Source organism: Paraburkholderia sp. MM6662-R1 (assembly GCF_050436245.1).
In the GTDB taxonomy this organism is placed as follows: Bacteria; Pseudomonadota; Gammaproteobacteria; order Burkholderiales; family Burkholderiaceae; genus Paraburkholderia; species Paraburkholderia tuberum.
This window is the reverse complement of the sequence record NZ_JBNDLV010000001.1, coordinates 2,522,770-2,545,173: the sequence shown is the minus strand read 5'-3', so window position 1 is coordinate 2,545,173 and position 22,404 is coordinate 2,522,770. Positions and strand designations below refer to the sequence as shown.

The following is a 22,404-nucleotide window of genomic DNA, read 5'->3' as shown; positions in this document are numbered from 1 at the left end:
GGCGGAATTTTCGGTAGCGGGCACTTTAACATCTCGCCAGAACCGCTGCTTGCGGCCGCTTCGGCGGAGTTTCAGCGGGCACGTCGAGGTCGCGCTGAGCTACGCCATCGGCATCGGCATCGGCATCGGCATCGGCACGTCGCGACGACGCTCAGCTCATCCCCCGCGCGCAGCGCCCGCCCGATCCGCCACCTCGTTCCACAGATGCATCGCGGCATACGCGCGATACGGCCGCCACGCGTCGGTGCGGCTGCGCTGCTGCGCGGGCCGTACGAGCGAAGGATCGCGCGCGCAGATCGATTGCATCAGCACGAGATCCGCCTCGGGCCATGCATCGGGATCGCGCCATGCACGCATCGCGACGTATTCGACGGTCCATGGGCCGATGCCCGCGAGCGCGAGCAATGCGGCACGCAGGCTCGCGGCATCGACGGTGTCGCTGCTGTCGAGCGGCACGTCGCCGCTCGCGACCGCACGCGCGAAGCCCTGCAACGCGGCGACGCGTTTGCCCGGCATGCCGATCTGCGCGAGATCGACTTCGGCGAGCGCGGCCGGCGTCGGAAAACGCCAAGCGGTGTTTTCGTGCGGATGCCCGTCGATGGGTTCGCCCGCTCGCTGCACGAGCCGTCCGATGATGGTCGTCGCGGCCTTCACGCTGACCTGCTGACCGACGATCGCGCGCACCACCAGTTCGAAGCCGGACCACGCGCCCGGCACGCGCAGGCCGGGCACCGCGGCGACGAGCGGCGCGAGCCACGGGTCCGCCGCGAGTCCGGCGGCGATCTTCTTTGGATCGGCGCACAGATCGAACATTCTTGCGATTGGCGCGGCGAGTGCGTCGGCGTGGCGGCTCGCCGGCCCTTCGATGCTCGCGACGATGCAGCGCTTGCGCGGATGCAGCCGCACGCTGAGTGTGCCGCTGTCGCCGTTCCAGTCGATCGCGCGACGATACGCGCCGTCCTCGACGGCTTCGACGCCAGGCGTCGCGCGGCCGCTGAAAAAGCGCAGCAGCCGCGGCCAGTCGAACGGTGCCTTGAACGGTAATTCGAGAGTTGCAACCTCGTGAAGCGTGCTCAAGCGGCGTGATCCAGTTGGGAGTTGTGGGAGTCGGCATCTGTGCGGCTTGCGTCGCGGCGGGGCGCGTCGCTGGTTGAAACGCCGCCTGCGTGCTGCGCCTCATTGTCGAGCAACGCGGCCTTGCGCGGCAGCCCCCAGCGATAGCCGGCGAGCGCCCCGCCCTTCTGCACGACGCGATGGCAAGGAATCGCGAGCGCGACCGGGTTGGTCGCGCATGCGCTCGCGACGGCGCGCACCGCCCGCGGTGAGCCGACCGCCTCGGCGATCTGCGAATAGCTGCGTGTCTCGCCGTACGGGATTCGCCGCAGCGCATCCCACACGCGCTGCTTGAATGCGGTCGACGCGATATCGAGCGGCAGCTCGAAGTCCTGGCGCGTGCCGCGCAGATACGCGTCGATCTGCGCGATGAACGGAGCGAGCCGACCGGCGTCTTCGCGCAGCTCGGCATTCGCGAACTCGCCGCGCAATTCGTCGATCAGCAGCGCGGTGTCGTCGCCGAAACCGATCTTGCAGATGCCCTTGTCAGTCGCGGCGACCAGCACGAAGCCGAGCGAGGTCGGCGCGCTCGCATAGCGCACCGTCAGGCCCGCGCCCTTGCGGCGATACGCGGACGGCGCCATGCCGAGCTCGGCCGGCGCGCTGTCGTACATTCGCGACGGCGAGCCGAAACCGGCGTCGAGCGTCGCGCGCGTGACGTCGGCGCCGCCCTGCAGCGCATCGCGCAACGCGGCGCCGCGTTGCGCGGCCTGGTATTGACGCGGCGAGACGCCGACTACGCGCTTGAACAGGCGCTGCAAATGGAACGGGCTCACGTGCACGGCATCGCTCAGTTGCGCGAGCGTGAGGCGCTGCTGCGGATCGGCGTCGAGCGCGGCGCACGCCCTGGCGACGATGTCGAGCTCGCGCGGCAGACCGCCGGGCTGGCAGCGCTTGCAATCGCGAAAGCCCGCGGCGCGCGCGGCGGCGGCATCGGTGAAGAAAGCGACGTTTTCGCGGCGCGGCTGGCGCGACGCGCACGACGGCCGGCAGAACACGCCGGTCGTCCTGACCGCGTAGAAGAATGCGCCGTCGGCATCGCGGTCGCGGTGGGTGACGGCGTCCCAGCGTTCGTCGTCGGTGCGCCACTGGGTGGTGTCGACGTCGGCGGCGGCGCGCATGGGGTCGGGATGGCGAGTGGTGGCGTTCATGATGTCATGGGGCCCGGATGGGCAGGCAGTGTCGATGCTCATCAATCTAGGCCCGAACGCTACACAGTACGCGCCGGATCTTGCTCGGTCATTCGGACGCGCTTGTCCGTACCCGTAGTGCGGTCAAACCCGGCAAATCGCAATCCGAAGCGCCTTGGAATGCCCTGCGGCCGGACGTTTTGCCTCAAACTGCGGCAATTTCGCACGATATCGGGTTTTCCCTTAAAAAGTTATTGCGTCGCACCAAGCCGATGTGTATATTAGTGCTTGTCTCCTCCATGTCTCCTCCTGATATGGATTCAGCCCGCTCCACTTGAGCGGGCTTTTTTTTGCCTGCTTTTCTGTCCGCGCCTGGTCCGCATTTGGTCCGGTTCGCCCACGACTTCCCGCCGATCCACCCCGCCCTTTCCTTTCTCCTACACTTCCTAATCGGTTCTCCGAACTAGCGAAAGGGCGTTCGACATGAAAATCCACATTCGCGAGATCGACCACGTCGTGATCCGGGCGACGCACGTCGAAACCCTCGCGCGCTTTTACTGCGACGTACTCGGTTGCAGTGTTGAAAAGGAGCAGCGCGAACTCGGCCTCACGCAACTGCGCGCGGGCCGATCGCTGATTGATCTGCTGCAGGTCGGCGCGAAGCTCGATCGCGCGGAAAACGGCGCGGCGGGCACGGGGCGCAACATGGACCACCTGTGTTTGCGCGTCGAGTCGTTCGACGCCGACGCGCTGAAGGCGCATCTGGGCGCGCATGGCGCGCGGCTCGGTGAACAGGGAGTGCGTTATGGCGCGGACGGATTCGGGCCGTCGCTGTATCTGTTCGACCCGGAGGGCAATATGGTCGAGCTGAAGGGGCCGCCGGAAGCGGCGCGGGTCACGTCGCTCTGAATGCGAGAACGAAGCGGCGCAAAAACTGGTTCAGACCTGAGCCGTCACGCATCGGCGGGCGCCTTGAGTACGGTCCAGTCGATCTTCACCGCATCGGCTTCGGCGCTGCCGAGCCATGCTTCGCCGTCCTGCACCGTGCATTGCAGCCGCATCGTGCGTTCGGCAAGCGAGCCGAGCGATGCCGCGACGTCTTCGCCGAGCGTCCAGACCGTCACGTTGCGCAGGCGCTCGACCTTGTTGCGCACGCCCTGCCACCAGATTTCCGAAGTACGCCCGCCATACGCGATCACGACCACGTGATTCGCCCGCCCGCTCGCCTTGGCGATGCGGCGCTCATCGGGCTGGCCGACCTCGATCCACGTGTCGATCGCGCCGGTCAGATCCTTCGCCCACAAATCCGGTTCGTCGACATCCGACAAACCTTTGCAGAACTCCAGCCGTTCCTGCGCGAACAGCGCGAACGCGGCGACGCGGACCATCATCCGTTCGTCGGTTTCGGAGGGGTGACGGGCGATCGTCAGCGAATGGTCGGCGTAATAGTGCCGGTCCATGTCAGCGATCTGCAGTTCCGCCTTGTATATCGTCGATTTGAGAGCCATGCCGTTGCTAAACCAGGCGCTCGCTCCACCGGAGCGCAGCGAAAATGAATCGTCGACGGCGCGTTGCCGTTTCTTGTGTTTGCTGTACATCGTATGTTCCTCCCGCGCCGTTAGCCGGTGCCTATGACACAGAAGGAAGCATTTACCGGGCCACCGCAGGTTCCGTGGCCGTGCCGTATACGTCGCGAGCCGCATCTCGCAGCGCGTCGAGCACGACGGCGGCCGCCGGCGACAACAGATGCGACTGGCGCGTGATGATACCGAATGTATCCATCCTGCAAGGCAAATCGATCGGTACGCGCTTCAATACCCCGTACTGTTGGTACTGGCGCGCCACTTCATCGGGCAATACCGCCAACATGTCGCTTTGCAGCAGCAGGCTCGAAATCGCGAGGAAGTTGTTCGTATTGACGACGTTCTGCGGCGGATTCAGGCCGATCTGCGAAAACATCAGGTCGAAGCGATGGCGCAGCACGCTGCCCGGCGGATGCAGCACCCAGCTCGCGTTGACGATGCCGCGCAGCGTCAATCCCGTTTCATTTTCGAGCGGATGGCCGGGACGCGCGACCACGCACAGCGGTTCGTCGGCGAGCGGTTCGTAGCGCACGTCGGTCTTGAACTGGTTCTGCCTTTCGAGCACGCGGCCGATCATGATGTCGAGATCGCCTTCGGCGAGCCGCGGCAGCATCACGTCGGAGGTCTCGACCTCGGTCCAGATCTGCAACTGCGGATAACGCGCCTTCACGCTCGCGATCGCGCGCGGCACCATCGTCGCGGCGGCCGCGGCGATCACGCCGATACGCACCTGACCCGCGAGCCCCGAGCGCAGCGCCGAGATTTCGTCGTGCGCCTGGCTCAGGTTCGACAGCACCATGCGCGCGTGGCGGATCATCACCTCGCCGTACAGCGTCGCATGCATACCGTGCGGCGTGCGGTCGAACAGGCTCACGCCGAGCATGTCCTCGAGCTCTTTCAACAGGCGCGACGCGGCCGGCTGCGTCATGCCGAGCACGTCGGCCGCGCGGCGCACGTTGCCCTCCTCCTCCATCGCGGCAAGCAGCAGCAACTGGCGCGTCTTCAGCCGCGCGCGCACGAACCAGTTCGAATAGCTACGCGTCATCGCAGGGTCTCCTGGGTTTTTACGAGCGATTTTTGTACGTTCTTCCTCTGAAGCTCCATGATGCCATACCGAAACTGATATCGGAGAAGCCTAAAAAGGGATTGGAAAGTTATTGGGCCGGCTCATACCATTCGTGGACTTTTGTGAACTTACGGTGCGCTTTTTTTCGCCGATGAACCGCGATCCGCTCGTCCCCCTCGTTGCCAGCCCGTTTCGCCATTACATCAATGGCGGATGGGAGACTGGCGCGACCACGGGCGTGTCGCTCAATCCGTCGGATCTCGACGAGCCGGTCGGCGAATACGTGCGCGCGGACGTGCGGCAGACCGACAGCGCGATCGAGGCTGCGCACGCGGCGTTTCGCGACTGGTCGCTCGCCTCCGCACAGCGCCGCGCCGACGCGCTCGACGCGATCGGCAGCGAAATGCTCGCGCGCCGCGAGGAGTTGGCCCGGCTGCTCGCGCGTCGCTTCGGCAAGGTGCTGCCCGAGGCGCTCGCCGAAGCGACGCGCGCAGGGCAACTGTTCAAGCTGTTCGCGGCCGAGGCGCTGCGCGCGTTCGTCGAGCCGCTCGCGTCGGCGCGTGCCGGCGTCGAAATCGACGTGACGCGCGAGCCGCTCGGGGTGGTCGGCATCATCGCGCCGTGGAGCGCGCCGCTCGCGATCGCCGCGGCGAAGATCGGCGCCGCGCTCGCGCACGGCAACTGCGTCGTCTACAAGCCGGCCGAATCGGCGCCGGCCTGCGCGGCGGCGCTCGCGTCGATCGTCAGTCGCGCGGGCTTGCCGGCCGGCGTGTTCAACCTCGTGATGGGCAGCGGACGCAAGGTCGGTGCGCGCATCGTCGCACATCCGCTCGTCGCGGCGATCAGCTTCACCGGTTCGTCCGATACCGGCACGCGCGTGCTGCAGGCCGCCGCGACGCGCCAGGCGCGCGTGCAGCTCGAGATGGGCGGCAAGAATCCGTTCGTCGTGCTGGCCGACGCCGATCTCGACGGCGCGGTCGACGCGGCGCTCACCGGTGCCTTCAGCGCGACAGGCCAGCGCAGCACGGCTGCCGCGCGGCTGATCGTCGAACGCGCGGTGTTCGCGCCGTTCGTCGACGCGTTGCAGGCAAAGCTCGCGAAACTCACCGTCGATCACGCGTTGAAGCACGGCACCGATATCGGCCCGGTGGCGAACGTCGCGCAGCTCGAACGCAATCTCGACTACGTGCGCGTCGGCGAGCAGGAAGGCGCGCAGTTGCTGCGCGGCGGGCGGCGACTGGAGCGCGCGACGCGCGGCTATTTTTTCGAGCCGGCGCTGTTTATCGGCGAATCGGAGCATCGCATCGCGCGTGAAGAGATTTTCGGGCCGCTCGCGGTCGTGCTGCGCGCGGACGATTACGAACACGCGCTACATCTCGCGAACGACACCGCCTACGGACTGTGCGCCGGCATCTGCACGCGCTCGCTCGAACGCGCGCGGCATTTTCGCCGCCACGTGCAGAGCGGTCTCGTCACGATCAATCTGCCGACCACGGCCGTCGAGCATCACGGACCCGGCGGCGGGCGCAAGGCGTCGGCCTATGGCGCGAGCGATGCCGCGTTCTGGACCGCCGCGAAAACGGCGTACCTGGCGAGCTACCAGCAATGAGCCGCGCCACCGTTTTCACCGCGACTTGCGCGAACCGCCCGGCGTGCCGCGCGCAGATCCGCCCCGATTCGCGCGACGGCTGACGCCGCCCGCGTTACCCCGCTGCGACTACACGACATCAATGCAGCTTTTCACCCTCAGGAGACAGTAGATGACCAGCAAGCTTCGCCGTTTGACCCTGACCGCGATGGCCGCCGCCGCCCTCGCCGCCCCGTTCGCCGCACAACTGTCCGCCCACGCGGATGAGCCGCTCAAAGTCGGCTTCCTCGTGAAGATGCCCGAACAGGCGTGGTTCATCAACGAACAGAAAGCCGCGACCGCGCTCGGTAAGAAGGACGGCTTCTCGGTCGTCAACATCGGCACGCCCGACGGCGAAAAGGTGCTGGCCGCGATCGACAACCTCGGCGCGCAAGGCGCGAAAGGCTTCGTGATCTGCGCGCCCGACGTGCGCCTCGGACCGGCGATTCAGGCGCGCGCGAAGCGCTACAACATGAAGTTCGTGACCGTCGACGACCAGCTGGTCGATTCGACCGGCAAGCCGCTGGGGAACGTGCCGCACCTCGGCATGTCGGCCTTCAAGATCGGCAACCAGGTGGGCCAGGCGATCACCGACGAAATGAAGCGCCGCGGCTGGAAGCCTGAGGAAGTCGGCGCGCTGCGTATCACGGACTATGAGCTGCCGACCGCGAAGCTGCGCACCGACGGCGCGACGCAGTCGCTGCTCGCCGGCGGCTTCAAGAAGGAAAACGTCTTCGACGCGCCGCAGAAAACCACCGACGACGAAGGCGGCTTCAACGCGGTGTCGCCGGTGCTCGCGCAGCATCCGAACATCAAGAAGTGGGTGATCTTCGCGCTCAACGAGGAAAGCGTGCTCGGCGGCGTGCGCGCGACCGAACAGCTGCATATTCCGGCCGCGGACGTGATCGGCGTCGGCATCAACGGCGCGGGCGAGGCGTTCGCCGAGTTCCAGAAGAAGGAACCGACGGGCTTCTACGGCACGATCGCGGTCAGCTCGACGAACCACGGCAAGGAAAGCACCGAGAACCTTATCGAGTGGATCAAGGACGGCAAGCAGCCGCCCGCCGACACGCAAACCACCGGCAAGCTGATGGTGCGCGGCAACTGGCAGGACGTGCGCAAGGAACTGGGTATTTAAGCGAGGTTCTCGCAGCAGACGGCGGGCCGCCTCGTGCCTCGCGTTTAGCGCGAGCGCGGCCCGCTCAGCTTTCATCCGTTCGAGGTTTTTCGATGACGTCCTTATTCACCGGGTCTCATGCCGGCGAGGCGGTGCGCACGCCCTCGCCTGCATCGACGCCCGCATCCGACGCCCCCTATCTCCGGCTCGACGGCATCACCGTGCGCTTTCCGGGCGTGCTCGCGCTCGACCAGGTCTCGCTCGAAGTGCGCCGCGGCGAGGTGCACGGCCTGATGGGCGAAAACGGCGCCGGCAAATCGACGCTGCTGAAGGTGCTGTCCGGCGTCAATCATCCTGTCTCGGGCACGTTGTCGCTCGACGGCGTCGAGCAGCAGTTCGCGACGACCAAGGCGGCGATCGCCGCGGGCATCGCGATCATCTATCAGGAACTGCATCTGGTGCCGGAGCTGACGGTCGCCGAGAATCTGATGCTCGGCGCCCTGCCGAATCGCTTCGGCGTACTGGACGAAAAGGCTTTGGTCGCGCGTGCGATGCGCGAGCTCGAACGGCTCGGCGAAAAGCTCGATCCGTCGCAGCAGGTCAAGCATCTGTCGATCGGTCAGCGGCAGATGATCGAAATCGGCAAGGCGCTGATGCGCGACGCGCGCGTGATCGCGTTCGACGAACCGACCAGCTCGCTGTCGTCGCGCGAAACCACGCAACTGTTCCGCATCATCCGCGCGCTGAAGGCCGAAGGCCACGCGATCATCTACGTCACGCACCGGATGGATGAAGTCTACGAACTGTGCGATCGCGTCACCGTGTTTCGCGACGGCCGCCGCATCGACACCTTCGAGGCCGGCGCGGGACTCGACCGCGATCGGCTGATCCGCTGCATGGTGGGGCGCTCGATCACCGATGTGTACGGCTATCGCGCGCGCGAGCACGGCGACGTGCAGCTTCAGGTCGAGGGCCTGTTGGGACCGGGCCTGCGCGAACCGGCATCGTTTTCGGCGCGCAAGGGCGAGATCGTCGGCTTCTTCGGGCTCGTCGGCGCGGGCCGCTCCGAGCTGATGAAGCTGATCTACGGCGCGCTCAAGCCGAGCGCCGGCGAGGTCGCGCTGAAGGGCAAGCGCGTGCAGTTCGCCACGCCGCGCGACGCGGTGCGCGCCGGCGTCGCGCTGTGTCCCGAGGATCGCAAGCAGGAAGGCATCGTGTCGATCGCGTCGGTGTCGGACAACCTGAACATCAGCTGCCGCCGCCACTTCAGCCGCTTCAACGTGCTCAACGGCCGCAAGGAAGCGCAGACCACGCGTGAATTCATCGGCAAGCTCGCGATCAAGACGCGCAACGGCGACACGCCGATCGGCACGCTGTCCGGCGGCAATCAGCAGAAGGTGATCCTGTCGCGCTGGCTCGCCGAAGAGATCGACGTGTTCCTGATGGACGAGCCGACGCGCGGCATCGACGTCGGGGCGCGCAGCGAGATCTATGGGTTGCTGTATGGGCTCGCCGAGGCGGGCCGCACGGTCATCGTCGTGTCGAGCGATCTCGCCGAGGTGATCGGCGTGACCGATCGCGTGATCGTGATGAAGGAAGGCCGCATCGTCGGCGATCTGCCGAAGGCGCAGGCCACGCCGGATGCGCTGATCAAGCTGGCATTGCCGCGCTGATCGCCCAACGGATCGCGCCACCAGACCTCTTACCGCATACCGCAACGAAAACGGCATTGAATGGAACAGACATCATGAATACACCTTCCACCGATTCCTCGACCCCCGCCGTCGCCTCCGTGGGCTTGACCGCGCGCGCCGCGCGCACCTGGGACCTGATCAACAAATCCGGCATCGTGATGGTGTTCGTCATCCTGTTCGCGGTGCTGTCGTTCACGGTCCCAGACTTTCTGAGCACGCGCAATATCCAGGGCCTGCTGCTGTCGGTCACGCTGATCGGCTCGATCTCCGTCACGATGATGTTCGTGCTCGCGCTCGGCGAGGTGGACCTGTCGGTGGCGTCGATCGTCGCGTTTTCGGGCGTGGTGGCTTCCGTGCTGATCACCGCGACGCACAGCGTGCTAGTCGGCATCACGGCCGGCGTGCTCGCGGGCGGCGCGGTCGGGCTCGTCAACGGCACGCTGGTCGCGCGCTACAAGATCAACTCGCTGATCGTCACGCTCGCGATGATGGAGGTCGTGCGCGGCCTCGCATACATCACGTCGAACGGCGACGCGGTGATGATCTCCGAAGAGCGCTTCTTCGAGCTCGGCGGCGGCTCGTTCCTCGGCATTTCTTATCCGATCTGGAGCAACATCGTCGGCTTCGTTCTGTTCGGCTTCCTGCTGAAAAAGACCGTGTTCGGCAAGAACGTGCTGGCCGTCGGCGGCAATAGCGAAGCGGCTGTGCTCGCGGGGCTGCCCGTCACGCGGATCAAGATCACCGTGTTCGTGCTGCAAGGCCTCGTGACCGGCTTCGCGGGCGTGATGCTCGCGTCGCGAATGAGCCTCGGCGATCCGAAGACGTCGGTCGGGCTCGAGCTCGGCGTGATTTCCGCGTGCGTGCTGGGTGGTGTATCGCTGACGGGCGGTGTCGCGACGATCTCCGGCGTGCTGGTCGGCGTGCTGATCATGGGCTCGGTACAGGACGCCATGAGCCTGCTGAACGTACCGACGTTCTATCAGTATCTGATTCGCGGCGGCATCCTGCTGCTCGCGGTTCTGTTCGACCAGTACCGCCGCAGCAAGCGCGTGCACTGACGCGCCGTTGCTCGTGGCCGGTTTCCTGCGCTTTGCGAGAAGGCGTACTACCGATGCGGGTCGATAAAACCCGCATCGGCTTTTTTATTGCAGGTGAAGCCTGGCAAGTATCAAAAGCAATAAAAAACGGCTTGGCATCGGAATGCCCAAGCCGTCTCTTTTAGCTCACGCGTTTACGCCTACGACTTTTAAAGCCGCAGCGGATACGCATGCGACCGTATTCCGGCTTTTGCCGGAATGCCGGTGTGTACTTATTGCTTGATGAATCGGTCGTTCGCCCAGAGTCCCTCGGTATCGCTATTGGCTGAATTCACGAACTCGACGTCGTGGCCGACCACGCGCACCACGCGGAAACTCGAGTCGGTCGGAGTCGACACGCATTGATATCCGGAGAAGAATTCCTGCATCTGCTGCTGTTCACCGGCTTGCGCGTGGTGATCGGCGGCATCGAGCTTGTCCTTCGATACGCAGCCATAGGCATTGGCCTTGAACTGGATCGTTTGCTGCGGCTTGATCACGACGTCTTGCGCCTGAACGCTAGCGGCAGCCAAACCCGCGATGGCGAAAACAACGGCAATTCGAGTTTTCATTCGTTCCTCCGGGGCGGGCCGAAAACATCTCGGTTAGCTATGTATTTAACTTTAACGGTGGACCCGCATCTTGCACTTTAGGAGAACCGATGAGAACGACAAGCACATCTTGTGTGCGATCGCAACAGTGGCGAATTGTCGCACCTGCTGTCGAAGCTGATTAAAGCTTGAGCACACGCCCGACCGAATGGCAATGAAATGAATAACTAAAAATCCACTCTCGAACACGCCTTAGCTGGTAAAGCTTTGCGCGCGCATTCACGTAAACGCGTAGCGTCAATTAAGCGATTTAATACAATTTAATCAATGGGTTTGTGCATTGCACACAAAGTCATTCCACAGGCAAAAGCGGCGATGCGCAATAACGAGGCAAGTGCAGAAAATAAACAGTGCCAGCCGTCTCTCAGGGCCTTGATGAAACGCTTGCAACGCGCCATTGCCGAAAACGCATGAAAAAAAGCCGCGCGGCGCAAAGCCGCGTGGACAGGCGAGGAGGGCGCGATCGCAGTGCGATGTACCCTTCGCGTGCGGCCTGAATCCAGGTGGATCTTCGTCGAGCCGGTATGCGGGTACAGGCGGTGCTCTACAATGAAAACGAATCTCCTGCACACGGAGGCTATCGTGAACGAGCACGTCATACTCGGGATTTTTCTGGTCGTTCCGCTGCTGATCGTCATGTTTCTTGTTTTCCGACGAACTGTGGCAGGAGCATCGAGACCTGCACGACGGACGGCCGTTGCGAGCGCGTCGCCGACGCATCGACTGGCGGCATCCGCTACGCCGTTCGCGCGAGCGGCTCTGAGATTGCGAAGCGGATCCCTAAAGAAAAAAAGCCTGCCACAGGGGCAGGCTGAAAAAAGAGATCCACACTCAATGCCTTGAACACAAGGCAATAGCAGTCTAGTCGCGACGCGCCAATCGGTGGTTTCAACGGCTTTTACAGTTGTTACCGGGCGTGACCGTAATGCGGGGCGCGACGTTGCGTCGGCAGCCCTCGCGTCGCGCTTCAATGGGCGCGCCAGTGCGCGCGAATCCGTTTGGCGAGCGCTTCGAGCGTGTCCGGATCGGCGACCTCGCGCGCATGCAGCTTCAGCGGTTGGCCTTCCCAGCGCGGAATCACGTGGAAATGGACGTGCGGCACTGTCTGTCCCGCCGCCGCGCCGTTGAACTGGCCGATGAACACGCCGTCAGGACGCAGTGCCGCGCGCACCGCGATCGCGAGCTTTTGCGCCATGCGCGTCGACGCGACGAGCGCCGCATCCGATAGATCGAAAATTTCCGCGACCGCTTCCTTCGGCACGACGAGCAGATGGCCGTCGGCCTGCGGCATCAAGTCCATGAAAGCCAGCGCCTGGTCGTTTTCGGCCACCTTGATGCACGGTAGTTCGCCGCGCAAGATTTTGGCGAACGGGTTGCTGTCGTTGTAGCTCATCGCGTTTCCTTTCATTTGGGCTGGGTTCGATTCACGGGTCGAGCGGGATACTTTTTTTTGCGTAGCTTCGCACCGCGGGTTTCCTATTCTCTACCCGAACGCTTACGCCACGCGTGCGGCACGCCGGATCGCTTGAGGTGGCTGGCCGAACGCGCGCAAAAACGCGCGCCGCATCCGCTCGGGGTCGATGAAGCCAGTGTCGGCTGCGACGGTTTCGATCGAATGACGGCCGGTTTCGAGCATCGTGCGAGCCGCCTCGACACGCAGCGCCTCGATCGCGCGGGCCGGCGACTGGCGCGTCTCGTCGCGAAACGCGCGGCTGAACTGGCGCGGGCTCAGATGCGCGACGTCGGCGAGCTGCTCGACGCTCAGCGGCTCGCGCAGATGGCTCTTCGCATACGACAGCGCGTTCTGGATCCGATCGGATTTCGGTTCGAGATCGAGCATCGCGGAGTACTGCGATTGCCCGCCGGTGCGCCGGTGATAGACCACGAGCTTCTTCGCGATCGCGCGCGAAACCGCGATGCCGAGGTCGTTCTCGACGAGCGCGAGGCACAGATCGATACACGCGGTCATGCCGGCCGACGTCCACACCGAGCCGTCGACGATGAAGATGCGGTCCTCGTCGACCCGCGCGCGCGGAAAGCGCCGTTGCAAATCGCGCGCATGCGCCCAGTGCGTAGTCGCGTGGCGGCCGTCGAGGATGCCGGCTTCGGCGAGCACGAACGCGCCGGTGCAGATGCTCGCGGTGCGGCGCGAGGCGGCGAGGGCGTCGTTCAGAAACGCGAGCAGCCCCGGCGACGACGGCGCGATCTCCATCGCGCCGGTGACGATCACCGTGTCGTAGGCGGGATCGCCGAACGGGCGCGTCGCGACCTCGACGCCCGCCGAGCTGCGCACCATGCCGCCGTGCTCGGAGATCACCGCGACGTCGTACGCGGGCTCGCCGGTGTCCTGATTGGCGAGTTCGAAAATCGATACCGCGACCATGTCGAGGATCTGAAAGCCCGGAAAGACCGCCACGCCGATGCGTTTCATTTACGATGTCCGGAAACGAGGGAAATATGACATTTGAGACAAAACAGTACGCGCCTAAACTCAGCTCGTCAACCCCGCCGTATTAGCGCAAAAGCCGCCAGGCGGCGAGTTCACGGATGTTCCCATTCACCGGACAGGGCGGCCGCATCATGCGCAGCCCGCAAGGAGAGCTTCAATGGCAACGCAGGCAAACAAGGGCGCACAAGGCAATTCGAACGAAGGCAAGGGTACGGCGGTGGTCACGGGCGCATCGTCGGGTATCGGCGCGGTCTACGCGGACCGGCTCGCGCGACGCGGCTACGACCTGCTGCTGATCGCGCGCGACGGCGCACGCCTGAGCAGCCTCGCCGACCGGCTGACGAAGGAAACCGGCCGCCGCGTGAGCACCGTCAGCGCCGATCTGACCAACAAGGCCGACGTGCGCCGCATCGAGAACCAGTTGCGCGCTGAGCCAGGCATCACGATGCTGATCAACAACGCGGGCGTCGGCGCGACCGCGACGCTGGTCGACTCCGACATCGATGAACTCGAGCAGATGATCGAGCTGAACGTGATCTCGCTCACGCGCCTGACGGCGGCGGTGTTGCCGGGCTTCATCGCGCGCGGCGCCGGTACGGTGATCAATATCTCGTCGATCGTCGCGCTGGCGCCGGAATTGTTGAACGGCACCTATAGCGGCACCAAGGCCTACGTGTTGAATCTCACGCAGTCGCTGCATCACGAGGTGGGCGGCAAGGGCGTGCGGCTGCAAGCGGTGCTGCCGGGCGCGACGAGCACCGCGTTCTGGGATCGCGCGGGTCTCGCGGTCGAGAACCTGCCTTCGCAGATCGTGATGAGCGCCGAGGACATGGTCGACGCGGCGCTTGCCGGTCTCGATCAGGGCGAACTGGTGACGATCCCGTCGTTGCCCGATGCCGCCGACTGGGAGCGTCTGAACAGCGCGCGTTTGCATCTGCAGCCGAATCTGTCGCGCAGCGCGCCGGCCGAGCGCTATACGCGCGCCGTGGCCGCGTAAGCCGAAGGTTGAGGAGGGCGACGCCAGACTCAGCCGCTCACGGCCACCTGATTCTTGCCGTCGTGTTTCGCGCGATACAGGCCGACGCCGGCGGCCTCGATCAGCGTCGTGACCGGTTCGGCGGCCGACGGCACCACCATCGCCGCGCCGATGCTGATCGTGACGACGCCCTCTGCCGAGCCCGCATGGGTGATCGCGCGGTCTTCGACCGCGATGCGGATTTTCTCCGCGAGCAGGCGCAAGCCGCCCGCCGACGTGTCCGGCACGACCACCGCGAACTCCTCGCCGCCGAAGCGCGCGGCGAGATCCAGTGAATGGCCGAGGCACGCTTCGATCGTATGCGCGACGCTCTTCAGCACTTCGTCGCCGGCGACGTGCCCATAGGTGTCGTTGTAGGCCTTGAAGTGATCGACGTCGATCATCAGGAGGCCGAGGCGGGTCTTGTCGCGGGTGCCGCGGTGCCATTCGGCCGCCAGATACTGGTCGAGGTAGCGGCGGTTCGACAGGCCGGTCAGACCGTCCGAATGCGTGAGCCGCTGCAACTCCAGATTCGTCGCCAGCAGTTGCCGCTGAGATTGCCGCAGCGCGCGGTACGCCTCGTCGCGTTGCAGCAGGTGTAGATACGAGCGCGAGTGATAGCGGATGCGCGCTATCAGCTCGATGCGGTCGGGCAGCTTCACGAGGTAGTCGCTCGAACCGGCCGCGAACGCCGCGCTTTTGACGAGCGGCTCTTCGTTGGTCGACAGCACGACGATCGGGATGTCGCGAGTGGCGGCATTCAGCCGGTATTGCCGCACCAGCGTCAGACCGTCGGTGCCCGGCATCACGAGATCTTGCAGGATCACCGTCGCGCGCGTTTCCTCGGCGCAGCGCACCGCGTCTTCCCATGACGCGCAGTTGCGAAAGTCGATGCCCGGCTCGTCGGCGAGCGCCTCGCGCACCCCCTCGGCGATGACCGCCTGGTCGCCGACCAGCAGCACCATGATCGGGCACTCGGCCGCCGGCGGGGCGGCGAGGATGCGCGCGAGCGCGTCGTCGCTGGCGAGATTGGGCGCATCCTCATCGACGAGCGCGTGCGCCTGCGGGCTCCCGTCGTCTGCGGGATGCAGCGTTGCGGCATTCTGGGGCGGTTTAGAAGTATCCATGTGGTTCGGCCAGGATGAAGTTCAGGGAGGGCACGTCAGCTTTCGGGGAGGCGAGACGCTCGTTGACCACTGCCCTTGGTCAGATAATAGTCGGCGCCCGCATCAAGGCCAGCGCGGCGATCTTCCCCCGATGCCTGGATGAAAAGCAGCGCAATGCCCTGCGTGGGTTAACGCGTCCAACGTTATGCACCTGTTACAGAGTAAATCTCTGGTTACCAACTGCAGCATCTATTTCCGCGCGCGCCGGCGACAATTCGTCCATGCCTGAACGGCGGGAGCTCAATATGAAAAAGATCGCAGTGGCGTTGGTAATGGCGGGTAGTTTGACGGTGGCGGGCCAGGCGTCCGCGCACGGACACGGCGGTGATGTGGTGGGTGCGCTGATTGGCGGCGCGGTGCTGGGCGCGGTGGTCACCTCGGCGTTGACGCCGGCGCCGGTGGTCGCGTATCCGCAGCCGGTCTATGCCGAGCCCGCGTACCAGCCCGCGCCGGCTTACGTGGCACCGCCGCCCGGATATTGCTACGACCAGTATCAGCGCGCCTATGTCGCGTGCGGCGCACCGCCGCCCGGACAGTACGGCTATGCGCAACCGCAACCCGAGCCGCAGTGGTGAGCGCGGCAAGGCTCTGATGCGCGGATGATTCAGCCGAACAACGCGCAGACAAAAAGGCCGTCGCCCAATGCGACGGCCTTTTTCCATTTGAGGCACGGCTTAATGCTTGTGATGCAGCCACTCCGCGTAATGCGTGTCGAGCCAGCGCTCGAGCTTGGGCGGCCTGGACGGGTCGCGGTGACGCGACATCATCCAGATGGCAAGGCCGACCACCAGCATGACGGCGGGCCCCATCAGATAAGCGAGCATTGATTCAGGCATCGGAACCTCCGTATCGGCTTGCATCCATCTCTCAGTGTAGGCGAAGGAAGCGGGGAAAGAACGACGATTCAAACGGTCCAGAGAAGCGAAAAAAGGCGCATTTGCGCCCGCTTTGGAAACCTGTTTTTTTGATGGTTTTTCCTTTATTTGCTTAGCGTCTGGGCGAGGTCCCATTAGCCTGTGTACCATCCTGTTACCGGCCTGACGGCAAGCGTCACATGGCGCCAAAACCCATGACAATGCCGTCAAGCCGTCCCGTTCGCCGTCTACCGCGCGACTTCCATCTGGCTATCGACAAAGTCCGCCCAACTCTGAAGCATGCGACCCTGCCACGCCGCTTCGTCGGTTGCTTCACGCTTCGCGATGTCGCCCCCCGCAGCTGTTTGCTGTTCCATGTCGCGCAGATGCGACGACGCGGTGCGACGAAAGTCATGCAGCACGAAATGCTCCACGTCGAGCCCCAATGCCTTGACTGCCTGGTTCAGCGTGCTTTTCGCGATCGGCCGATCGTCGCCCCTGACGCTCGGGAACACGAACGTCTCGCTGGTGCGCCCGCGCTGCAGCTCGCGCAGCAGCGCAACCGCCTGACGCGGCAGACGGACGACGCGGTCCTCGCGCGCGTTCAGGCGCGCGGCGGGGATCGTCCACAGCGCGTCGTCGAGATCGAACTCGGCCCATGTCGATTCGACGAGGTCCGCTTTGCGTGCCATCGTCAGCACCAGCAGATGCAGCGCGAGCTTCAGCGGACGGCGGATATTGGATGTGTCGATCGTGCGCAGCATGACACCGATCTCGGCGCCGGACAGCACGCGGGTGCGGCTGTCGAAGGTCGCGATCGAGCGCGCCGGTACGACTTCCGCGGGATTGCTGGTCGCGAGCTGGCGCGCGATCAGATATGCGTACAGGCGCTTCACGACGTTGCGCGTGTGCAGCGCCATTTTCGGCGAGCCGCGGCTTTTGATGCGCTCGCAGATCGCGACGACGTCGTCAGCGGTGACCGCGCCGATCGGCTTGTTGCCGATCGCGGGCAGCACGTCCTTGTCGAGCGCACGCCGCGTGGTGCGGCGATATTCATCCGACTTGCCGGCCAGCGCCGTCGCGAGATAAAGCTCGGCCGCTTCGCGCAGCACGTCGGCCTTGCTCTCGGCACCGCGATCGCGCCGCGCGGTGGCGACCGGCGAGATGCCCTGCGCGACGAGCGCCGCGTACCTCTGCGCCTTCGCGCGCGCGACGCGCAGCGAAATCATCCGGTAATCGCCGATGGTCGCGAGCGGCTGACGCTTGCCGTTCAACGTATAGCGGAAGCGCCAGACCTTGGTGCCGGTCGTCATGACCTCGATCACGAGGCCGTTGCCGTCGGCGACGCAGTAGCGGGTCGCGCGCGGTTCGAGCGCGCGGATCTCGGATTCGGTGAGCGGGGTGGCGAGGCGGGGCATGCTTTGGGGACGCTGTACGTTTAGGCTCGGACAGCTGGATTCTAAACCTTTGCACGGTTGTGTACCAAAAATCCGGTGGCTTTTTGGCCGACGGAGTGCGATTTTCGCGTGTGCGGCAGCGGCGCCGATTCGGCCGAGAGAGCCTATATGACGGCCGCATTGCGGCGACGCACAAGTTCGGCGTTACTTGCCGATACAGAATCGGCTGAAAATCACGCCGAGCAGATCGTCCGAACTGAACTCACCGGTGATCGAGTTCAGTTGATCCTGCGCGAGCCGCAATTCCTCGGCGAACAGATCGAGCGCCTGCGCGTTCTGCTCCGCATGCACGGCGGCGGTCGCCAGATGCTCGTCGGCCGCGCGCAACGCGATCAGGTGCCGCTCGCGCGCGAGATAGACGCTCTCCGCGCCCGCCTGCCAGCCGGCAATCCGCAGCAGTTCGTCGCGCAGCAGCGCGACGCCGTCACCCTTCTTCGCCGACAGCCGCACCTCGCTAAGTTCGAGGTCGGCGTCGAGCGCCTGCGTCGCGGGCGCGAGCCCTGTCAGGTCGGTCTTGTTCAGCACGCGGACGACGGGCACGCCGCGCGGAAAGCGTCCGGCGATCGTTTCGTCGCCGGCCGTCATTCCGGCGCGCGCGTCGAGCAGATGCAGCACCACGTCCGCGCGCTCGATCTCGCCCCACGTGCGCTCGATGCCGATCTTCTCGACCTCGTCCTCGGTCTCGCGCAGGCCGGCCGTGTCGATCACGTGCAGCGGGATGCCTTCGATCTGGATCGTCTGCGCGACCTTGTCGCGCGTCGTGCCGGCGATCGGCGTGACGATCGCGAGTTCGGCGCCGGCGAGCGCATTCAGCAACGACGACTTGCCGACGTTCGGCTGCCCCGCCAGCACGACCGACAAACCTTCGCGCAGCAACGCGCCCTGGCGCGCCTCGCTCAGCACGTGCGCGAGACGCTCGCGTATGCGCACGAGCTTGCCGCGCGCGTCGGCGGCTTCGAGGAAGTCGATTTCCTCTTCCGGGAAGTCGAGCGTCGCTTCGACCAGCATCCGCAGCGTGATCACCTCTTCGACTAGCGCGTGGATGTCGCGCGAGAACGCGCCGTCGAGCGAGCGGCCGGCCGAACGCGCGGCGGCCTCGGTGCTTGCCTCGATCAGATCGGCGACGGCCTCGGCCTGCGCGAGGTCGAGCTTGTCGTTCAGAAACGCGCGACGCGTGAATTCGCCGGGCTCGGCGAGCCGTAGACCGAACGCGCGGCCGGCGTCGATGCAGCGCTGCAGGACCAATTGCAGCACGACCGGGCCGCCATGGCCTTGCAGTTCAAGCACGTGCTCGCCGGTGTACGAGTGCGGCGCCGGAAAGTACAGCGCGATGCCGCGATCGAGCGGATTGCCGCTCGCGTCGAGAAACGGCACGTAGCTCGCGTGACGCGCCGCGAGCGTCTGGCCGGTGAGGGCCTGCATCAACGGCTGGGCCGCCGCCGCGCCAGCGCGGCCGAACGAAATCCGCACGACGCCGATGCCTCCCCGGCCGGGCGCGGTAGCAATGGCAACGATGGGATCGGAGTCGGTCGTGAGCATGTGAAGTCGGCTGAAACGGGAGGGGAGGAGCAGGGCCGCGTCGGTCGAGCCGGCGCGAGGCATTGTAACGCGCGCGCCTCGCACGGAAGGGCTGGCGACAAGGACGCGAAGCGGATGACGCGCCCGTTCGCCCCTATCGTTTGAACAACTCAGATTTATCTCAATTAAGCTAGGATTGTTACCGCGCTACTTAGGAATTGTTGAGACTCGGCAGGAACTGTGGTTCAGGCAAAGCCAAGCCTGGCAATCGAGAGATGAAAAAAATCAAATTCGTGCAACGCGTTACGGGGCGCGCGCTACAAGCTAAAACTATCTCAAATAAGAGAAAACAAAGCTTGATCGGTTGTCAACTGGCTGAACTCCGAATTGCACAATCTGGCCCATGCCGACCGACAAAGAAAAAGCCGCCTTCGCCAAGAGGCTGAAGGATCTGCTCGAGCCGCTGAAAATCCGCGGTGGGACCAAACTCGCCGAGCAATTCAATCTTCGCTATTACGGCGAGCGGCCCGTGACGCCCCAGACCGCACACAAATGGCTGACGGGCACGACGATCCCGAAGCCGGACAAGTTGCGCACGCTCGCCGAATGGTTGAACGTCAAGGAGCACTGGCTCCATTACGGACCACCGCCCGGCGCCAGCGCACGACCGATGGCACGTGGCGAAAAATATCCGCCGACACCCGAAACGATCGAACTCGCTTCGAAGATCGCATCGTTGACCCCGAAGGACCGGAATCTGGTCGAGGAAATGATCGTGCGTTTTTACGGCGAAGATTCCGACGAAGAGTGAACGACGAAACTCAAGCGCAGCCGCCCGCCGCATTTCCTTCAACCGCACCATAAAAAAAGCCGCCCGGTTCGCACCGGGCGGCTTTTCGTTTTGAGCTTGCGTCACGGCGGCCCTGCGGGCTGCCACCGGACGGAACCTCAGGCCGGCTTCGCCTTCGAGCTGCCCATCATCCGCGTGATGTAGTACTGCTGCGCGATCGACAGCACGTTGTTCACGACGTAGTACAACACGAGACCTGCGGGGAAGAAGAAGAACATCACCGAGAACGCGATCGGCATGAACATCATCATCTTCGCCTGGACTGGGTCCGGCGGCGTCGGGTTCAAGCGGGTCTGCAAGAACATCGACACGGCCATCAGGATCGGCAGGATGAAGTACGGGTCCTGCTGTGACAGATCATGGATCCATAGAATCCACGGCGCGCCGCGCATTTCCACCGACGACAGCAACACCCAGTACAGCGAGATGAACACCGGGATCTGGATCACGACCGGCAGACAGCCGCCGAACGGATTGACCTTCTCGGTCTTGTACAGCTCCATCAGCGCCGCGTTCATCTTCTGCGGATCGCCCTTGAAACGCTCGCGCAGCGCCTGCATGCGCGGCGTGATCGCCTTCATGCGCGCCATCGACTTGTAGCTCGCGGCCGACAGCGGGAAGAACACCGCCTTGATCAGCACCGTGAGCAGCACGATCGACCAGCCCCAGTTGCCGACATAGCCGTGGATCTTCGACAGCAGCCAGAACAGCGGCTTCGCGATGATCGTGACCCAGCCGTAGTCCTTTACCAGATCGAGACCCGGCGCGATACCTGCGAGCATCTTTTCTTCTTCCGGACCGGCGAACAGACGCGCGGACACGCTGACGGTCTGGCCCGGCTGGATGGTCGGCATCGCCTCCTTCATGCCGACGCGATACAGCGACGGATCGATCTTCTCGGCGTAGAACTCGCGCTTCACGCCTTCCTGCGGAATCCAGGCCGACGCGAAGTAGTGCTGGACCATCGCGACCCAGCCGTCGTTGGCCGACGTCGCGAAGTTTTGCTTGTTCTTGTCGAGATCGCTGAACGTCATCTTCTGGAAGTGATGCTCGTTCGTGTAGACAGCCGGTCCGATGAACGTGTGCGAGAAGCGCGGCGTTTCGACCGGCTGGTCGTCGCGCACGAGTTCCATATAGAGCTGCGGCGTCACCGGCGTGGTGCCGACGTTCTGGACCTTCGTCTCGACGCCGATCACGTAGCTGCCGCGCGTGAACGTATACGTCTTGATGACCCGGAGGCCGCCCTTTTCCGGCGACTCGAAGCTCATCTGGAACGAGTTCTCGCCGTCGGCCAGATGGGTCGGCTGATTCGGCATCAGCGTAAAGATGTCGTTGTGATTCGGGAAGTCACCGCCGAGCAGGCCAGTGCGCGCCAGATACGTGTGATTGTTCGTTTTGTCGAACAGCGTGATCACGAGATCCGGCTGCTTGCCGTCGCCCTGCTTGACGAGCGACAGGCGCGACAAGGTGGCACCGCGGGTGTCGATTTCGCCGCTATAGACGTCGGTGCCGAACTTCACGAGCTGCGATTGTTCGGCCGCTGGCGCGTTGCCCGGCGCGGCCGCGTTGGTTGTCGCCAGATCGGCTTGCTGGGTGCCCGGTGTCGTGGTGCCCGGCGCGGCGCTGCCGGCGGTCTGGGTCGGCGTCGTGCTCGGGAAGAACATCGACGGGCGTCCGTGGTCGCGTTGCCAGTTGTCGAACAGCATGACAGCTGACATGAAAAAGATGACCCATAGGACGGTGCGTTTGATATCCATGCGTTGTCTCAGTGTCGATGGAACGGCGCGTCAGCGCTTTTCAGAAGTGGGTGGCGGGACGAGATCGATGCCGCCCGCGGAAAACGGGTGGCAGCGGCAAACACGCCTCACGGCGAGATAAGTCCCGCGCGCGGCGCCATGATACTGGATTGCCTCGCGCGCGTAATCAGAGCAGGAAGGGTAAAAACGGCACCGGTTGCCGAGCATGGGGCTCACGGCAAGCTTGTAAAAGCGCAATAAAGCGAAGAGTACCGTTTGCATGGCAGGTGCGGCCGTACGGCGCCGGGCAACGTGAAGTACAGGACGACGCCCGCGCTCTGA

At 64.5% G+C, this 22,404-nt stretch carries 22 protein-coding genes and 1 pseudogene; 9 read left to right on the top strand and 14 right to left on the bottom strand.

The window, feature by feature from the left end; translation table 11 throughout:
- Nucleotides 1–156 precede the first annotated feature (156 nt).
- Both OKW39_RS11980 and ada read right to left on the bottom strand, forming a co-directional pair.
- The gene (locus OKW39_RS11980) at nt 157–1,077 is read right to left on the bottom strand and encodes a DNA-3-methyladenine glycosylase family protein (protein ID WP_429562750.1); all 921 of its coding nucleotides are present in this window, start codon (nt 1,075–1,077) and stop codon (nt 157–159) included.
- A complete protein-coding gene (gene ada / locus OKW39_RS11975; RefSeq protein WP_429563488.1) occupies nt 1,074–2,234 on the bottom strand; it encodes a bifunctional DNA-binding transcriptional regulator/O6-methylguanine-DNA methyltransferase Ada in 1,161 nt (386 codons plus the stop codon). The genes OKW39_RS11980 and ada overlap by 4 nt, the downstream gene beginning before the upstream one ends.
- A gap of 492 nt (nt 2,235–2,726) precedes the next feature.
- Here ada and OKW39_RS11970 point away from each other — a divergent pair, with 492 nt between their 5' ends.
- A complete protein-coding gene (locus OKW39_RS11970) occupies nt 2,727–3,152 on the top strand; it encodes a VOC family protein (RefSeq protein WP_429562749.1) in 426 nt (141 codons plus the stop codon).
- A gap of 44 nt (nt 3,153–3,196) precedes the next feature.
- Here the strand turns inward: OKW39_RS11970 and OKW39_RS11965 are convergent, their stop codons facing one another.
- Nucleotides 3,197–3,751 carry a YaeQ family protein gene (locus OKW39_RS11965; protein WP_026228986.1) on the bottom strand — a complete coding sequence of 185 codons (555 nt, stop codon included), beginning with the start codon at nt 3,749–3,751 and terminating at the stop codon, nt 3,197–3,199.
- Nucleotides 3,752–3,893: 142 nt separating this feature from the next.
- Nucleotides 3,894–4,871, bottom strand: coding sequence for a LysR family transcriptional regulator (locus OKW39_RS11960; RefSeq protein WP_090802307.1), 978 nt, complete (start codon nt 4,869–4,871; stop codon nt 3,894–3,896).
- A 172-nt stretch (nt 4,872–5,043) separates the two neighbouring features.
- Between OKW39_RS11960 and OKW39_RS11955 the strand changes: the two genes are divergently transcribed.
- The 4 genes from OKW39_RS11955 (at nt 5,044) to araH (ending at nt 10,388) form a co-directional block, all read left to right on the top strand.
- A complete protein-coding gene (locus tag OKW39_RS11955; protein WP_429562748.1) occupies nt 5,044–6,501 on the top strand; it encodes an aldehyde dehydrogenase family protein in 1,458 nt (485 codons plus the stop codon).
- Nucleotides 6,502–6,652: 151 nt separating this feature from the next.
- Entirely contained in the window at nt 6,653–7,657 is a 1,005-nt protein-coding gene (locus tag OKW39_RS11950) for an arabinose ABC transporter substrate-binding protein (RefSeq protein WP_429562747.1), read from the top strand.
- Nucleotides 7,658–7,749: 92 nt separating this feature from the next.
- The gene (araG, locus tag OKW39_RS11945; protein ID WP_429362634.1) at nt 7,750–9,309 is read left to right on the top strand and encodes an L-arabinose ABC transporter ATP-binding protein AraG; all 1,560 of its coding nucleotides are present in this window, start codon (nt 7,750–7,752) and stop codon (nt 9,307–9,309) included.
- A gap of 74 nt (nt 9,310–9,383) precedes the next feature.
- Nucleotides 9,384–10,388, top strand: a complete 1,005-nt coding sequence (araH, locus tag OKW39_RS11940; protein WP_429562746.1) for an L-arabinose ABC transporter permease AraH — start codon at nt 9,384–9,386, stop codon at nt 10,386–10,388.
- Nucleotides 10,389–10,639: 251 nt separating this feature from the next.
- Here araH and sap1 read toward each other — a convergent pair whose 3' ends face one another.
- Together sap1 and OKW39_RS11930 are read right to left on the bottom strand one after the other, a co-directional pair.
- Nucleotides 10,640–10,978, bottom strand: a complete 339-nt coding sequence (gene sap1, locus OKW39_RS11935; protein ID WP_018418921.1) for a surface attachment protein Sap1 — start codon at nt 10,976–10,978, stop codon at nt 10,640–10,642.
- A 299-nt stretch (nt 10,979–11,277) separates the two neighbouring features.
- Nucleotides 11,278–11,655 (bottom strand): hypothetical protein, encoded by a 378-nt coding sequence (locus OKW39_RS11930; protein WP_429563516.1) that lies wholly within the window; start codon nt 11,653–11,655, stop codon nt 11,278–11,280.
- Between OKW39_RS11930 and OKW39_RS11925 the strand changes: the two are divergent.
- Nucleotides 11,600–11,780, top strand: a pseudogene (locus OKW39_RS11925) (hypothetical protein). The gene OKW39_RS11930 and the pseudogene OKW39_RS11925 overlap by 56 nt on opposite strands.
- Nucleotides 11,781–11,984: 204 nt before the next feature.
- Here the strand turns inward: OKW39_RS11925 and OKW39_RS11920 are convergent.
- Both OKW39_RS11920 and OKW39_RS11915 read right to left on the bottom strand, forming a co-directional pair.
- Nucleotides 11,985–12,410 carry an HIT family protein gene (locus OKW39_RS11920; protein ID WP_090805510.1) on the bottom strand — a complete coding sequence of 142 codons (426 nt, stop codon included), beginning with the start codon at nt 12,408–12,410 and terminating at the stop codon, nt 11,985–11,987.
- 102 nt (nt 12,411–12,512) lie between these two features.
- The gene (locus OKW39_RS11915; RefSeq protein WP_429562745.1) at nt 12,513–13,448 is read right to left on the bottom strand and encodes a GlxA family transcriptional regulator; all 936 of its coding nucleotides are present in this window, start codon (nt 13,446–13,448) and stop codon (nt 12,513–12,515) included.
- Nucleotides 13,449–13,623: 175 nt separating this feature from the next.
- On the opposite strand from OKW39_RS11915, the gene OKW39_RS11910 reads away from it, so the two are divergent.
- Nucleotides 13,624–14,463 carry an SDR family NAD(P)-dependent oxidoreductase gene (locus OKW39_RS11910; protein WP_429562744.1) on the top strand — a complete coding sequence of 280 codons (840 nt, stop codon included), beginning with the start codon at nt 13,624–13,626 and terminating at the stop codon, nt 14,461–14,463.
- Between the two features lie 29 nt (nt 14,464–14,492).
- Here OKW39_RS11910 and OKW39_RS11905 read toward each other — a convergent pair whose 3' ends face one another.
- Nucleotides 14,493–15,608, bottom strand: coding sequence for a diguanylate cyclase (locus OKW39_RS11905; protein WP_429562743.1), 1,116 nt, complete (start codon nt 15,606–15,608; stop codon nt 14,493–14,495).
- 284 nt (nt 15,609–15,892) lie between these two features.
- Here OKW39_RS11905 and OKW39_RS11900 point away from each other — a divergent pair, with 284 nt between their 5' ends.
- Nucleotides 15,893–16,222 (top strand): ecotin precursor, encoded by a 330-nt coding sequence (locus OKW39_RS11900; RefSeq protein ID WP_090802296.1) that lies wholly within the window; start codon nt 15,893–15,895, stop codon nt 16,220–16,222.
- Nucleotides 16,223–16,321: 99 nt separating this feature from the next.
- Here the strand turns inward: OKW39_RS11900 and OKW39_RS11895 are convergent, their stop codons facing one another.
- The 3 genes from OKW39_RS11895 to mnmE form a co-directional block, all read right to left on the bottom strand.
- Complete coding sequence (locus OKW39_RS11895) at nt 16,322–16,483, bottom strand: hypothetical protein (RefSeq protein ID WP_167368611.1); 162 nt, start codon at nt 16,481–16,483, stop codon at nt 16,322–16,324.
- A 266-nt stretch (nt 16,484–16,749) separates the two neighbouring features.
- Nucleotides 16,750–17,919, bottom strand: coding sequence for a tyrosine-type recombinase/integrase (locus OKW39_RS11890; protein WP_429562742.1), 1,170 nt, complete (start codon nt 17,917–17,919; stop codon nt 16,750–16,752).
- A 183-nt stretch (nt 17,920–18,102) separates the two neighbouring features.
- On the bottom strand, nt 18,103–19,497 hold the full coding sequence (mnmE, locus tag OKW39_RS11885; RefSeq protein WP_090802291.1) for a tRNA uridine-5-carboxymethylaminomethyl(34) synthesis GTPase MnmE: 1,395 nt from the start codon (nt 19,495–19,497) through the stop codon (nt 18,103–18,105).
- A gap of 382 nt (nt 19,498–19,879) precedes the next feature.
- Here mnmE and OKW39_RS11880 point away from each other — a divergent pair, with 382 nt between their 5' ends.
- A complete protein-coding gene (locus tag OKW39_RS11880) occupies nt 19,880–20,287 on the top strand; it encodes a helix-turn-helix domain-containing protein (protein WP_018418931.1) in 408 nt (135 codons plus the stop codon).
- Nucleotides 20,288–20,424: 137 nt separating this feature from the next.
- Here the strand turns inward: OKW39_RS11880 and yidC are convergent, their stop codons facing one another.
- Complete coding sequence (gene yidC / locus OKW39_RS11875; RefSeq protein WP_090802290.1) at nt 20,425–22,083, bottom strand: membrane protein insertase YidC; 1,659 nt, start codon at nt 22,081–22,083, stop codon at nt 20,425–20,427.
- A gap of 30 nt (nt 22,084–22,113) precedes the next feature.
- Nucleotides 22,114–22,344 (bottom strand): membrane protein insertion efficiency factor YidD, encoded by a 231-nt coding sequence (yidD, locus tag OKW39_RS11870; protein WP_167050029.1) that lies wholly within the window; start codon nt 22,342–22,344, stop codon nt 22,114–22,116.
- Nucleotides 22,345–22,404 lie beyond the last annotated feature (60 nt).

Excerpts from the sequence above, each read along its gene's own strand:
- ada (WP_429563488.1), bottom strand. The coding sequence starts at position 2,234 with ATGCGCGCCGCCGCCGACGTCGACACCACCCAGTGGCGCACCGACGAC.
- OKW39_RS11950 (WP_429562747.1), top strand. The coding sequence starts at position 6,653 with ATGACCAGCAAGCTTCGCCGTTTGACCCTGACCGCGATGGCCGCCGCC.
- OKW39_RS11970 (WP_429562749.1), top strand. The coding sequence starts at position 2,727 with ATGAAAATCCACATTCGCGAGATCGACCACGTCGTGATCCGGGCGACG.
- OKW39_RS11920 (WP_090805510.1), bottom strand. The coding sequence starts at position 12,410 with ATGAGCTACAACGACAGCAACCCGTTCGCCAAAATCTTGCGCGGCGAA.
- OKW39_RS11895 (WP_167368611.1), bottom strand. The coding sequence starts at position 16,483 with ATGCCTGAATCAATGCTCGCTTATCTGATGGGGCCCGCCGTCATGCTG.
- sap1 (WP_018418921.1), bottom strand. The coding sequence starts at position 10,978 with ATGAAAACTCGAATTGCCGTTGTTTTCGCCATCGCGGGTTTGGCTGCC.
- OKW39_RS11965 (WP_026228986.1), bottom strand. The coding sequence starts at position 3,751 with ATGGCTCTCAAATCGACGATATACAAGGCGGAACTGCAGATCGCTGAC.
- yidC (WP_090802290.1), bottom strand. The coding sequence starts at position 22,083 with ATGGATATCAAACGCACCGTCCTATGGGTCATCTTTTTCATGTCAGCT.
- mnmE (WP_090802291.1), bottom strand. The coding sequence starts at position 19,497 with ATGCTCACGACCGACTCCGATCCCATCGTTGCCATTGCTACCGCGCCC.
- araH (WP_429562746.1), top strand. The coding sequence starts at position 9,384 with ATGAATACACCTTCCACCGATTCCTCGACCCCCGCCGTCGCCTCCGTG.
- yidD (WP_167050029.1), bottom strand. The coding sequence starts at position 22,344 with ATGCAAACGGTACTCTTCGCTTTATTGCGCTTTTACAAGCTTGCCGTG.
- araG (WP_429362634.1), top strand. The coding sequence starts at position 7,750 with ATGACGTCCTTATTCACCGGGTCTCATGCCGGCGAGGCGGTGCGCACG.
- OKW39_RS11955 (WP_429562748.1), top strand. The coding sequence starts at position 5,044 with ATGAACCGCGATCCGCTCGTCCCCCTCGTTGCCAGCCCGTTTCGCCAT.
- OKW39_RS11880 (WP_018418931.1), top strand. The coding sequence starts at position 19,880 with ATGCCGACCGACAAAGAAAAAGCCGCCTTCGCCAAGAGGCTGAAGGAT.
- OKW39_RS11915 (WP_429562745.1), bottom strand. The coding sequence starts at position 13,448 with ATGAAACGCATCGGCGTGGCGGTCTTTCCGGGCTTTCAGATCCTCGAC.
- OKW39_RS11930 (WP_429563516.1), bottom strand. The coding sequence starts at position 11,655 with ATGACGATCAGCAGCGGAACGACCAGAAAAATCCCGAGTATGACGTGC.
- OKW39_RS11890 (WP_429562742.1), bottom strand. The coding sequence starts at position 17,919 with ATGCCCCGCCTCGCCACCCCGCTCACCGAATCCGAGATCCGCGCGCTC.
- OKW39_RS11905 (WP_429562743.1), bottom strand. The coding sequence starts at position 15,608 with ATGGATACTTCTAAACCGCCCCAGAATGCCGCAACGCTGCATCCCGCA.
- OKW39_RS11900 (WP_090802296.1), top strand. The coding sequence starts at position 15,893 with ATGAAAAAGATCGCAGTGGCGTTGGTAATGGCGGGTAGTTTGACGGTG.
- OKW39_RS11910 (WP_429562744.1), top strand. The coding sequence starts at position 13,624 with ATGGCAACGCAGGCAAACAAGGGCGCACAAGGCAATTCGAACGAAGGC.
- OKW39_RS11960 (WP_090802307.1), bottom strand. The coding sequence starts at position 4,871 with ATGACGCGTAGCTATTCGAACTGGTTCGTGCGCGCGCGGCTGAAGACG.